Annotated in this window: 10 protein-coding genes; 5 read left to right on the top strand and 5 right to left on the bottom strand. The window is 71.4% G+C overall.

All coding sequences use genetic code 11. The features are described 5' to 3' along the window. Window positions 1–134: 134 nt before the first annotated feature. Window positions 135–950: a CheR family methyltransferase gene (locus G4D86_RS08920; protein WP_205519504.1), complete on the bottom strand. Its 816-nt coding sequence runs from the start codon at window positions 948–950 to the stop codon at window positions 135–137. A gap of 238 nt (window positions 951–1188) precedes the next feature. Between G4D86_RS08920 and G4D86_RS08915 the strand changes: the two genes are divergently transcribed. After that, entirely contained in the window at window positions 1189–3270 is a 2082-nt protein-coding gene (locus G4D86_RS08915) for a M3 family metallopeptidase (RefSeq protein ID WP_205519503.1), read from the top strand. Between the two features lie 32 nt (window positions 3271–3302). Here G4D86_RS08915 and G4D86_RS08910 read toward each other — a convergent pair whose 3' ends face one another. Then, window positions 3303–4922 carry a R3H domain-containing nucleic acid-binding protein gene (locus tag G4D86_RS08910; RefSeq protein WP_163991573.1) on the bottom strand — a complete coding sequence of 540 codons (1620 nt, stop codon included), beginning with the start codon at window positions 4920–4922 and terminating at the stop codon, window positions 3303–3305. Window positions 4923–5201: 279 nt separating this feature from the next. Between G4D86_RS08910 and G4D86_RS08905 the strand changes: the two genes are divergently transcribed. From G4D86_RS08905 to G4D86_RS08895, 3 genes are all read left to right on the top strand, one after another. Continuing rightward, on the top strand, window positions 5202–6917 hold the full coding sequence (locus G4D86_RS08905) for a DUF1592 domain-containing protein (RefSeq protein ID WP_240360128.1): 1716 nt from the start codon (window positions 5202–5204) through the stop codon (window positions 6915–6917). Further along, window positions 6914–8260 carry a DUF1552 domain-containing protein gene (locus tag G4D86_RS08900; protein ID WP_163991571.1) on the top strand — a complete coding sequence of 449 codons (1347 nt, stop codon included), beginning with the start codon at window positions 6914–6916 and terminating at the stop codon, window positions 8258–8260. Before G4D86_RS08905 ends, G4D86_RS08900 begins: the two co-directional genes overlap by 4 nt. A 109-nt stretch (window positions 8261–8369) precedes the next feature. Continuing rightward, on the top strand, window positions 8370–9017 hold the full coding sequence (locus G4D86_RS08895) for a CAP domain-containing protein (protein ID WP_163991569.1): 648 nt from the start codon (window positions 8370–8372) through the stop codon (window positions 9015–9017). A gap of 22 nt (window positions 9018–9039) precedes the next feature. Here the strand turns inward: G4D86_RS08895 and G4D86_RS08890 are convergent, their stop codons facing one another. Continuing rightward, on the bottom strand, window positions 9040–9246 hold the full coding sequence (locus G4D86_RS08890) for a hypothetical protein (protein ID WP_163991567.1): 207 nt from the start codon (window positions 9244–9246) through the stop codon (window positions 9040–9042). A gap of 188 nt (window positions 9247–9434) precedes the next feature. Here G4D86_RS08890 and G4D86_RS08885 point away from each other — a divergent pair, with 188 nt between their 5' ends. After that, a complete protein-coding gene (locus tag G4D86_RS08885) occupies window positions 9435–10019 on the top strand; it encodes a CAP domain-containing protein (RefSeq protein ID WP_163991565.1) in 585 nt (194 codons plus the stop codon). 1 nt (window position 10020) lies between these two features. Here G4D86_RS08885 and G4D86_RS08880 read toward each other — a convergent pair whose 3' ends face one another. Beyond that, entirely contained in the window at window positions 10021–11094 is a 1074-nt protein-coding gene (locus G4D86_RS08880; protein ID WP_163991563.1) for an alpha/beta hydrolase, read from the bottom strand. A 121-nt stretch (window positions 11095–11215) separates the two neighbouring features. Beyond that, window positions 11216–12046 carry a dienelactone hydrolase family protein gene (locus tag G4D86_RS08875; protein ID WP_163991561.1) on the bottom strand — a complete coding sequence of 277 codons (831 nt, stop codon included), beginning with the start codon at window positions 12044–12046 and terminating at the stop codon, window positions 11216–11218. Window positions 12047–12170: the final 124 nt, after the last annotated feature.

Here is a 12170-nt window from a genome sequence, read left to right as displayed (position 1 = left end):
TCAAGGCCGGGCGCGTCACGACGCATGACACATGACTCATGTTTCACGGGGTGTATTGAAACCGGGTCCGAAGCGCCTCAGCCCATCGTCCGTCGCTCAGCGCATCGTCCGTCGCTCAGCCCATCGTCCGTCGCTCAGCCCATCGTCCGTCGGAAGACGGGCAGCGGCCCCGCGGCGCGCTCCCATTCCGCGCCGTGCTCTGGCAGCGACTCATGGCCGCCGATGACGAGCAGCCCGCCCGGCACCAGGTGTGTCACCAGCCGCATCAGCACCTCGCGCTGCAATGGCGGCGCGAAGTAGGTGAAGGCCACGTTGCGGCACAGCACCAGGTGGAACGGGCCGTCCGGCATCTCCGTGCGCAGGTCCTGGCGGAGGAGGGTGATTCCCTCGCGGTACGCGGGGGCGATACACGGCTCCGGGCCTGGGTCAGGAAAGGCCCGGGCGGCCCACTCCGAAGGCAACTCGCGCAGCGAGCCGCGCGGGTAGCAGCCCCGGCGCGCGCGGGCGAGCAGCGCCTCATCTGCATCAGTGGCGAGCAACTCCAGGCGCACCTCCGGGAAGCGGGGCTGGAGGCCGAGCCGGAAGAGGACGGCCACCGTGGAGGGCTCCTCGCCGGAGGCACACCCGGCGCTCCACGCGCGGAAGGTGCTCCCCACGGGCAGCGCCTCCAGCAGGGCCGGCAGCAGCTCATCGCGCAGCACGTCGAAGACATGCGCGTCGCGGTAGAAGCGGGAGATGGTGACGCGGCAGAGCGAGTCGAGCACCGCCCACTCGTCCGCGTCCGCCTCCAGCCGGGCGCGGTAGGCGGCGGCGTCCGCAATTCCCAGCACCTGGAGCCTGCGGTGGATGCGCTTGCACACCTGCCCCCGGACACGGCGGAAGCCGTCCCAGCGCAGGCGCAGCTGGGGCGCGGCCCACTGCAGCAACTCCACGCACTCAGGGTCCGTCACGGAGTGAATCTCCTCACGTCGGGTGCTGCCGGCATCCGGGCAAGGTACAGCCGACGGGCGGGAGCACACGTCCACCGCTCCTGGGGCGCTCGCGGTGCCCGGGCCGAAGCACCCCCATCCCGCCGCGGAGTCGGCCATGTGGCACGCCCCCCGGCCCCCTGCCCCACGGCCCAGCGGAAGGCGTCGGGATGTGGCATGACGTTTCCGCGTTTCCGATGGACTCCGGAGGAACCCACCCTTGAAGAGACTCACCGCCCTCACCCTCTCCGCGGCACTGGCGGCGGCCGGCTGCTCGCACGGCACCGCGGCCACCGAGCCCGCTCCCCAGCAGGCCCAGCCCCAGGCCGAGGCCCCCGCTCCCGCGCAGGCCCCCGCTCCCGCCGAGCCGCCCCCGCCCCGCTTCGCCGACATCCTCTCCGGCACCGTGCAGGCCTACACCGCCGCATGTGACGCGGACCTGGAGCGCGCCAAGACACAAATCACCGCGCTCAAGACGCTGGACGCGCGCAAGGACGCGAAGGCCGTGCTGGCCGCGTACGACGAGGCCACCGGCGCGCTGACGGCCGCCACCAACCGCTCCAGCCTCGCCCGCGAGGTGCACCCCGACGCCGCCTTCCGCGACGCCGCGCGCGAGTGCGAGCAGCGGGTGGACTCGGCCAACGTGGCGCTGTCGCAGGACCGCGGCGTCTACGACGCCCTGGTGGCGGTGGACCTGTCCCAGGCGGACGCGGCCACGCGGTACTGGATGGAGCGCTCGCTGCTCGACTTCCGCCGCGCCGGCGTGGACCGGGACGACGCCACCCGCGAGAAGGTGAAGTCGCTCAACGAGGACATCCTCAAACTGGGCCAGGAGTTCGGGAAGAACATCGCCGAGGACGTGCGCAGCGTGTCCTTCGCCCCGAAGGACCTGGACGGCCTGCCGGAGGACTACCGGAAGGCGCACCCGGTGGGGAAGGACGGCAAGGTGATCATCACCTCCAACTACCCCGACTACTTCCCCTTCATGACGTACGCGAAGGACACGCGGGCCCGCGAGAAGCTGTGGCGCGCCTACCGCCAGCGCGCGTTCCCCAAGAACCAGACGGTGCTCGCGCAGCTCATCTCCAAGCGCCACGAACTGGCCACGCTGCTGGGCTACGAGACCTGGGCCGCGTACACCACCGAGACGAAGATGACCCGCACGCAGCAGGCGGCGGCGGACTTCATCGACAAGCTGGCGGCGGCCACCGAGACGCGCGCGAAGAAGGAGTTCGCGGAGTTGCTCGCGCGCAAGCAGAAGGACGTGCCCGGGGCGAAGACGCTGGAGCCGTGGGACCAGGACTACTACGAGGACCGGCTGCGCGCGGAGCGCTTCGGCTTCGACTCGCAGGCGGTGCGGCCCTACTTCGAGTACGCCCGGGTGAAGGCAGGCGTCATGGACATCGCCGCGCGCATGTGGGGGCTCACCTGGCGCAAGGTGGACGACGCGAAGGTGTGGCACCCGGAGGTCGAGGCGTACGACGTGCTCGACGGGAGCACGCGCTTGGGCCGCATCTACCTGGACATGCACCCGCGTGACGACAAGTACAAGCACGCGGCGCAGTTCGACCTCGTGGCGGGCCAGGCCGGCAAGCGCTACCCGGAGGCCACGCTGGTGTGCAACTTCGGCCGCCCCGGCGAGCTGATGACGTACGACGAGGTGGAGACCTTCTTCCACGAGTTCGGCCACCTGGTGCACGCCGTCTTCGCGGGCCGCCAGCAGTGGAGCGGCATCGCCGGCACGCGCGTGGAGTGGGACTTCGTGGAGACGCCGTCCATGCTCCTCCAGCAGTGGGCGAGCAACGCGCAGGTGCTGGGGCTGTTCGCGAAGCACCACCAGACGAACGAGCCGATTCCGGCGGAGCTGGTGGCGAAGCTGCGGGCGTCGAAGGAGTTCGGCAAGGGGCTGTGGTCGCGCCGGCAGCTGTTCCTGTCGGCGGTGAGCCTGGACTACTACTCGCGCAAGCCGGGCTTCGACACCACGGAGGCGCTGGCGGTGCTGCAGAAGAAGCTCAGCCCCTTCAAGCACGAGTACCGCGACGGCACGCACTTCGAGCTCGCCTTCGGGCACCTGGAGTCGTACTCGGCCGCCTACTACACGTACCTCTGGTCGTCGGTCATCGCGAAGGACCTGGAGACGGAGTTCGAGAAGCACGGCTACCTGGACCGGGACACGGCGATGAAGTACCGCCGCACCGTGCTGGAGCCCGGCGGCTCCAAGCCCGCCGCCGAGCTGGTGAAGGACTTCCTCGGCCGCGACTACGGCTTCGACGCGTACAAGGCCTACCTCGACCGCAACTAGCGCGCGTCTCTACCCGCTGAGGGGACGGTGCTTCACGCCGTCCCCTCGGCCTCCTCCTGCGCGAGCGCGGCGTCCACCTCCGCGCCCAGGGGGAAGATGGTCAGGTGCCGCATCGGTTCGCTGCCCTGGCTCACCGCCTCCAGGTGGTAGCGGCTCACCAGCCGGTGCTGCAGCTTGCGCAGCCTGGGTGGCCTCGGCGCCAGCGGCACCGACACGCCCTCGCTGAGCACCCTTTCAATCGCGTGCTCCACCTCGGCCACGGCCTCGCGGACCTGGTCCTCGTCCACGCCCTCCACCACGTGGAAGGCCGTCTTCAGCACCCGGCGCAGCTCCGAGGAGCTGTTGCGCTTCACCACCTCCACCCGCGCCCCCGACTTCTCCGCCGTGCGCCGCAGCCTCGGGTCATTCGCGCGCGAGCGCAGCGTCACCACCATGTCCGCCGCGTCCAGCCGGCTCACCAGCCGCACGTCCACCGCCAGCTCCCGCAGCACCTTCTCCAGCAAGTCCCGGCTCACCGCGTGCGCGTACACCTTCGTCGTCCCGCCCAGGCCGGGAATCCGCGCGGTGACGTTCTCCGCACCGCGCACGCCGGGCCCCGCCGTGCGCCCCGGCCGCAGCGCGGGCAGTGACGGCGGCGCCGCCTTCACCGCCTCCACCTCCACCTGCCCCGAGTCCACGTCCTGCTTGCGGCGCTCGCCCCCCACGGCCTGCCCCGCCAGCAGCCGGTCCACCGACTCCGCCGTGTCCGGGTGCACCAGCACCTCGTCCCGGCTCACCATCTCCACCACGATGTCGAAGGTGGGCGGCGCCTTGCGCTCGCTGATGGTCTTCTGCGTGTGCCGGCGCCGGGCCTCCTCGTCGCTCAGCGTCACCGTGTGCACGCCGCCCACGAGGTCCGACAGCGTGGGGTTCAGCACCAGGTTCTCCAGCGTGTTGCCGTGCGCCGTGGCCACCAGCTGCACGCCGCGCTCCGCAATCGTGCGCGCCGCCGCGGCCTCCGCCGACGTGCCAATCTCGTCGACGATGATGGCCTCCGGCATGTGGTTCTCCACGGCCTCAATCATCACGTCGTGCTGCCGGTCCGGCCGCGACACCTGCATCCGCCGCGCGGTGCCGATGCCCGGGTGAGGCACATCCCCGTCCCCGCCAATCTCGTTCGACGTGTCCACCACCATGACGCGCTTGCGCAGGTCGTCCGCCAGCACGCGGGCCACCTCGCGCAGCTTCGTCGTCTTCCCCACGCCCGGCCGTCCCAGCAGCAGGATGTTGCGCCCGGAGCCGATGAGGTCCTTCAGCATGTCGATGGTGCCGTAGATGGCGCGCCCCACGCGCAGCGTCAGCCCCACCACCTTGCCCTTGCGGTTGCGGATGGCGGACACGCGGTGCAGCGTCCGTTCAATCCCCGCGCGGTTGTCGTCCCCCGGCGGCCCCACCTGCGCCAGCACGTGCTCCAGGTCCTCCCGGAGCACCGGCTCCTCGCGCAGCCGCTCCACCCGGTCCACCAGTCGCGCCTCGGGCGGGCGGCCCAGGTCCATCACCACCTCGAGCACCTGCTGGGACGGCAGCGCTCGCACCGCCGCCTGCAGGGGGCCCGGGAGCACGCTCACCAGCAACTGGAAGTCGTCAGCGACGGCATCGGCACGCGGTGTCATTTCCTGTCCCTCTGCGCTCCTCATCAACGGTGTGCCTTCCCCGCCCGCCCTGCACGGGCTCCCCCGGCCCCTCCCCTCACGAGGGCTTCCCACCTGGGGAAAACCCTTTCCCTCCCACCCACCGGGGCCACCCAGCCGCTGGTGGATTCCGGACGTCAGCCTGCCCGCGCCCGCCCGGAGCCGTCCACCACTCCGCACACGGCGTTGGTGAGCGTCTTGCTTACCTCCGGGCGGCGCCGCGGCATGGGGGCGCGTGGCGAGTGTGGAGGGGGTAGGGACGTGACACCCAGGCTTCCAAGAGGACGGAGCTGGCGGCTGCTGGCGGGCGCGGGTTGCGCGCTGCTGCTCGCCGGCTGCGTTGGCGACAGTCTTCCCCAGGCCCGGGTCCTCCCCGGTGAGGACCTTCCGGGCCAGGATTCTCAACCGCCGCCCGACGGCGGCACCCAGCAGCAGAACGACGAGTGCAAGGACGTCCCGAAGGACCCGGGCCGCATCACCCTGCACCGCCTCAACCGCGCCGAGTACGACGCCACCGTGCGCGACCTGCTGGGCGACACCACCCGGCCGGCCCGCGACTTCCCGACGGACGACCACGGCTACGGCTTCGACAACAACGCGGACGTGCTCAGCATGTCCCCGCTGCTGATGGAGAAGTACTCCACCGCGGCGGAGAAGCTGGTGGAGGCGGCCTGGACGAAGGGCACCTTCGGCACCTGCACGCTGACTGCGACGAACCCCGAGCCCTGTGCCCGGGACATCCTCTCCCGCTTCGCCCGCCGCGCCTGGCGCCGGCCGGTGACGCCCGCGGAGGTGGAGCGGCTGGTGGGCTTCGTCACGCTGGCGAAGACGCACGGCGACGGGCCGGAGGCGGGCGTGAAGCTGGCGCTGCGCTCGGTGCTGGTGTCGCCCTACTTCCTCTTCCGCGTGGAGAAGGACCCGGAGCCCGGCTCCACCACGCCGCACCGGCTCACCGACGTGGAGCTGGCCAGCCGGCTCTCCTACTTCCTGTGGAGCAGCATGCCGGACGAGAAGCTCCTCGCCGCCGCCGAGGCGGGGAAGCTGAGCCAGCCCGAGGAGCTCGAGGCCCAGGTGCGCCGCCTGCTCGCGGACCCGAAGTCCAACGCCCTGGTGGAGAACTTCGCGGGCCAGTGGCTCTACACGCGCGCGCTGGACTCCGCGGAGCCGGACCCGACGCTCTACGGCGCCTTCAATGAAGATTTGCGCGCCGCCATGCGCCAGGAGACGCAGCTCGTCTTCCGCGAGTTCATCACCGGCAACCACAAGCTGCGCGACCTGGTGGACGCGCCCTTCACGTACGTGAATGACACGCTGGCCACGCACTACGGCCTGCCGAAGCCGGGCAGCCGCACGCCCGTGCGCGTGAACCTCACCGGCCACCCGGAGCGCCTGGGCATCTTCGGCCAGGGCTCGCTGCTCACCGTCACCTCCAACCCGGACCGCACCTCGCCGGTGCAGCGCGGCGTCTGGGTGCTGGAGCAGCTGCTGTGCGCCGCGCCGCCGCCGCCGCCGCCCAACGTGGAGAACCTGCCGCCGGCGGTGGACCCGAACCAGACGATGCGCGAGCGCATGGCGCAGCACCGCAGCCAGCCGGCCTGCGCGGGCTGCCACCGGATGATGGACCCACTGGGCCTGGCGCTGGAGAACTATGACCCCATCGGCCGCTGGCGGCTGAACGAGGTCAGCGGCGCGCCGGTGGACCCCACGGGCGAGTTGCCGAACGGCACCGTCCTGCGCGGCGGCGACGACATGCGGCGCTTCGTGAAGGACGACCCGAAGCTGCCCTCGTGCCTCACCGAGCACCTGCTCACCTACGCGCTCGGCCGCGGCATGCGGCCGGAAGACGAGTGCGCGGTGAGGGAAATCGCCGCCACGGCGGAGGCCAGCGGCGGCCGACTCAGCGATTACATCCTCAGCATCGTCCTCAGCGAGCACTTCACCATGCGTCGCGGCGAGACGGAGGCCCAGCAGCCATGAGCAAGAAGTTCCAACTGTCCCGGAGGACCCTGCTGCGCGGCGCGGGGGCGCTGATGGCGCTCCCCGTGCTGGAGCAGATGGTGCCCACGACGGCCCGGGCGGCCACCGGCTCCGCGCCCCTGCGCCTGGCCGTCTTCTACACGCCCAATGGCATCCACATGCCGAAGTGGACGCCCACCGGCACCGGCGCCGCCTGGGAGCTGACGCCCACGCTGGCACCGCTGGCCGCGGTGAAGAACGACGTGCTCGTCCTCAGCGGCCTGGCCAACCTCCCCGCCCTGCCGGACGGCGACGGCCACCACGCCGCCGCCACCGCCGCCTTCCTGAGCTGCAAGAAGGCCTTCAAGACGGAGGGCACCGACTTCCGCGCGGGCATCTCCATGGACCAGGTCATCGCCAACCACCTGGCGTCGCAGAAGGCCACCCGCTTCGCCTCGCTGGAGCTGGGCAACGACGCTGGCAAGGGCATTGGCAACTGCGACTCCGGCTACGCCTGCCCGTATGCCAACAACATCGCCTGGGCCGGCCCCACCACGCCGGTGGCTAAAGAAACACACCCCAAGTCGGTGTTCGACCGGCTCTTCGCGGGCTTCGACCCGAACGCCACCCAGGCCACGGTGGAGAAGCGCCGCGCGTACGGCAAGAGCATCATCGACTTCGTGCGCGACGACGCCACCACGCTGAAGACGCAGCTGGGCGCCTCGGACCTGCGCAAGCTGGACGAGTACTTCACCAGCGTGCGGGATTTGGAGAAGCAGGTGGAGGCGATAGAGGTGGACGGCCCGTCGTGCAACCCGGGCCCCGTGCCGGCGGACAACGAAGACCCGCGCGTGAAGACGAAGGCGATGATGGACCTCATCGTCCTCGCCTTCCAGTGCGACCTCACCCGCGTCGCCACCTTCATGCTGGCCAACGCGCGCAGCCTCAAGGTGTACGGCTTCCTGGGCTTGAGCGGCGGGCACCACACGTACTCGCACCACCAGAAGCTGCAGGCCAACTACGACGCGCTCGCCACCATCGACCGGTGGGAGGTGGAGCAGTACGCGTACCTCCTGGAGCGCATGAAGGGCATCCAGGAGGGGAACGGGCGGACGCTGCTCGACAACTCGATGGTGTACTTCTCCAGCGAAATCGCGGACGGCAACTCGCACGAGCACAAGAACCTGCCCGTCCTCATCGGCGGCAGCGGCGGCGGCGCCCTCACTCCGGGCCGGCACGTCCGCTACAACGCCGCGACGCCGCTCGCCAACCTGTACATCTCCCTGATGCAGGCCATGGGCGTGCCCGGCGTCACGACTTTCGGGGACAACGGCACCGGCCCGCTGACGGGCCTCAAGGAGTAGTCCGGGGCCGTGCCGGCGACAGCAGGCGTGCGGCCGGCCCCTGCACGTCCCGCCCGCCGCGCACGGTTCCCATGCAGGCGCGAGGCGTCCTGGCGCATCATGGCGCTCCATGGCTCCGTCTTCGCGCTGGCTCCGCTGGTCCGCCCTGCTCCTGCTCACCCCGCTGCTCGGCTGCGGCCCGACGGGCCGGAGCGGCCAGCGGCAGGTGGCGGCAAGGCAGACGGCGACGGCCTCGCGGGAGAAGGCCCCGGCAACGGCGACGCGGGAGAAGGCCCCCGCCCGCCCGGGGCTGCCCGCGCCGAAGGACTTCGCGCGCGACATGGTGGCGGCGCACAACCAGGCGCGCGCGCAGGCGAAGCCCACGCCGAAGCCCGCGCTGCCGCCCCTCACCTGGTCCGACGAGGCCGCGAAGAAGGCCGCGTCCTGGGCGAAGGAATGCAAGTTCGAGCACAACCCCGACCGGGGTGACTTCGGGGAGAACCTCGCCGCCGCCACGCCCAACGCGTGGACCACGGCCGACGTGGTGAAGAGCTGGGCGGACGAGGCGGCGGACTACGACTTCACGCGCAACACCTGCAAGAAGGGCAAGGTGTGCGGCCACTACACGCAGGTGGTGTGGCGGAAGACGGGCGCGGTGGGGTGCGCCACAGTGATGTGCAACAAGAACTCGCCCTTCGGCTCGCAGTTCCCCACGTGGCAGAACTGGGTGTGCAACTACACGCCGCCGGGCAACTGGGTGGGCCAGCGCCCCTTCTGAAGGGAGCGGCCGCCGGGAGACTTCAGCCGCGGAAGAGGCGACGGAACAGGCGCGAGAAGACGCCGGACGACACGGGCTCGGGCTGGCCCTCCGAGGCCGCACGCTTGCCCTCCAGCTCCACCTTCAGCTTCCGGGCGTCCGGGTCGATGGACATGACGCTGAACTCGTCCATGCCCTCGAGCGAGGTGAAGACCTTGCTCGCGCGGCTCTGTGGGGGTTCTTTGCTCATGGGCGTCTCCGGTACGGAAGGGTGAGATTAGCAGGCTCCCGGCGCCCGCGCTCCTCCCCCTCCCGCCCCGTGCGATTCCAGACGCGGGGCCCGCCCCCGGGCGCTGGAACTTTCCGCCCGGTGCAATACCTCTGGCGGAGGATGCGGGCCGGGTGCATGGGCGCGCGCGGGCACGGATAATCCCAGCCATGTCCCGCCCCTCCTTCCGATACCTGCTGGCACTTGGGTTCCTGGTGCCGTGGCTCTCCACTGGCTGTGACTCCGGTGAGTCCACTCCGGACGACGAAGACACCGACCCGGACCCGAGCACGCTGCCCCTGTTCGCCCGCGACATGCTGGACGCGCACAACGCGGCGCGGGCGGCGGTGAAGACGCCCACGCCCAACCCGGCGCTGGAGCCGCTGGGCTGGGACACCCGCGCGGCGACCGTCGCGACGGACTACGCGGCGAAGTGCGAGTGGGGCCACAACGCCAACCGCGGCAACCTGGGCGAGAACATCGCCGCCGCCTCGCTCGACTACTGGACGACCCAGGGGGTGGTGAAGGCGTGGACGGACGAGGTGACCGACTACGACTACACGCGCAACACCTGCGCCGAGGGCAAGCAGTGCGGCCACTACACGCAGGTGGTGTGGCGGGACACGAAGCGCGTGGGCTGCGCCACGCAGGTGTGCACGAAGAACTCGCCCTTCGGCGCGCAGGTGCCGAAGTGGCAGTTCTGGGTGTGCAACTACGCGCCGCCCGGCAACTACACCGGCCAGCGGCCGTACTGACTCACGGCGCGGCCGGGCCCCACTCGCGCAGCCACGCCTCCAGCGTCGGGAACATGTCCTCCGCCATCGTCTCCACACCCGGCCGCTTCGCGTCGGCCGGAAGGACGAGCCGGTGGTCCGCGCCCCGTAGCACCTTCACCGTCACCCGTGGAGGCTCGCTCCCGGCGTCTCGCGCGAGCCCCTGGGACAGCGCGCGCGCCACGGCCAGCGTGGGCGTCACCTCGTCCACTTCTCCGAGCAGCGCGAGCACCGGGACGCGCACGCGGCCCAGGTCCTCCGTGGAGTCGTAGGACAGCACGTTGCGCCACACGCCGCGCTGCACCTCCAGCAGGCGGGGCAGCGGCAACTCCTCGAAGCGCGACAGCGGCGACACCGGGTACCACCGGCGGCGCTTTGCCCGCTTGAGCTGGAAGTCGAGCGTCTTCAGCGCCTTCGCCTCACGCTCGGGCGAATAGAGGCGCGCATCGTGGAGCGCGGTCAGGTGCTCCTGCAGGTCCACCACCTCCGGGCCGGTGAGTCCCTTCGCGCGGGCTTCGTTGCGCAGGCGGTGCTCCTGCTGCTTCCACAGCGGACCTCCGCCGCCGGACACGAGCACCAGGAAGCCGACGTCGGGCGCACGGGCCGCCGCGTGGATGGCCACCCACGCGCCCTGGCCGAAGCCCATCATCCCCACGTCACGCACGCCGGTGCGCTCACGGAGCAGCCGCACCGCCGCGAGCCCGTCGTCCGCCCACGCGTCGATGCCGGCCACCCACGGCTGCCCATCCCCCGAGGAGCGCCCCGCGCCCCGCCGGTCATAGCTGAGCACCGCGAGCCCCTGCCGGACGAGGAAGGCCGGATACGGCTCCGGCGGCAGCCGTGCCCCGGAGTCCTCATCGTGCAGCAGCACCACCGCCGCGCGGGGCGCAGTGCCCGACGGCAGCCACAGCGTCCCGGCGAGGGTGACGTCCCCGCTCCGGAAGGTGACCTCCTCCGTGCGCGGCGCCGCCACGCCGCCGTCCGCCGCCCGCCCCACCCCGCTGCACAGCAGCAGGCACAGCCCCACCGCGACGCGCGCTCCAGTCCTCAGCACCATGCCCTCCAAGATGAGCCCGCCCTTCAAGCCGACCCGGAGGCCGGGAGCAACAGCCGGCCGAGCGGCGCGGCTCCAATGGGACGGGTGGCCAACACCTCGTCCCCGGCCCGCGCCGCACGCCTCAGCGCTTCAGGTGCTGCTCCAGGAACGCGGACGTCTCCTGCCACGCCGTGGACGCGGCGTGCTCGTCGTAGCGGTTGCCGGACGGGTTGGCGAAGGCATGGTCCGCGTCGAACTCCAGGATGCGGTGCTGCACGCCCGCGGTGTCCAGCGCCTGGCGGAACTCCGCCACCTTCTCCGGCGGAATGGACGCGTCCTTCGTCCCGAAGATGCCCAGCACCGCCGCGCGGATGGTGGACAGCTCGTTCGGGTCCGTCACCGGGTTGCCGTAATAGAGCACCGCCGCGTCCAGCTCCGGCAGGGCCATGGCCGCGCGCAGCGACCAGCCGCCCCCGAAGCACCAGCCGAGGCTTCCCGTGCGCTCCGCCCGGATACGCTCGTCCTTCTGGAGGAAGGCGTGCGCGGCCTTCAGCACCTCCAGCGCGCGCGCCGCGTCCACCGACTTCACCAGCGCCATCGCCTCCTCCCGCGTGGTGGCCACCTTGCCGCCGTACAGGTCCACCGCCAGCGCCGCGTACCCGTTCGCCGCCAGCCGGTCCGCCCAGTGCTGGATGTGCTCGTTGAGGCCCCACCACTCGTGGATGACGAGCACGGCCGGCAGCGGCCCCTTCGCACCCTCGGGGAGGCTCAGGTACATCTTCGTCCCCGCGACCTCCACCTCCTGCCCCTTGCGCGGCGGCGCCGCGTCCGTGCGCAGCGTGTGCATCGCCTTGAACTCCGCCTCCGACACGGCCCCCGTCGGCGACGGCTCGCGACCCACCTCCACGGTGCGTCCGCTGACACAGGCTCCCAGCAACAGCGCTCCCAAGAACAGCAGCAGGCTCCGGCGCATCGCGTGCTCCCTCTTCGAGTGCATGACCCCGTGGCGTACCCCGGGCCGGCCGCCGCGCACCACCTGCGTCGCGCGCGCGGACGGCCCCCCGCAAATACGAAGAGGGCTGGGAGGGAGACATCCC

Origin of the sequence: Pyxidicoccus caerfyrddinensis (assembly GCF_010894405.1) — a bacterium.
Classification (GTDB): Bacteria; Myxococcota; Myxococcia; order Myxococcales; family Myxococcaceae; genus Myxococcus; species Myxococcus caerfyrddinensis.
Note: the sequence above shows the minus strand (reverse complement) of the source record. Positions and strands in the feature narration are given on the sequence as shown.

Excerpts from the sequence above, each read along its gene's own strand:
- G4D86_RS08885 (WP_163991565.1), top strand. The coding sequence starts at position 9,435 with ATGTCCCGCCCCTCCTTCCGATACCTGCTGGCACTTGGGTTCCTGGTG.
- G4D86_RS08910 (WP_163991573.1), bottom strand. The coding sequence starts at position 4,922 with ATGACACCGCGTGCCGATGCCGTCGCTGACGACTTCCAGTTGCTGGTG.
- G4D86_RS08900 (WP_163991571.1), top strand. The coding sequence starts at position 6,914 with ATGAGCAAGAAGTTCCAACTGTCCCGGAGGACCCTGCTGCGCGGCGCG.
- G4D86_RS08875 (WP_163991561.1), bottom strand. The coding sequence starts at position 12,046 with ATGCGCCGGAGCCTGCTGCTGTTCTTGGGAGCGCTGTTGCTGGGAGCC.
- G4D86_RS08895 (WP_163991569.1), top strand. The coding sequence starts at position 8,370 with ATGGCTCCGTCTTCGCGCTGGCTCCGCTGGTCCGCCCTGCTCCTGCTC.
- G4D86_RS08880 (WP_163991563.1), bottom strand. The coding sequence starts at position 11,094 with ATGGTGCTGAGGACTGGAGCGCGCGTCGCGGTGGGGCTGTGCCTGCTG.
- G4D86_RS08890 (WP_163991567.1), bottom strand. The coding sequence starts at position 9,246 with ATGAGCAAAGAACCCCCACAGAGCCGCGCGAGCAAGGTCTTCACCTCG.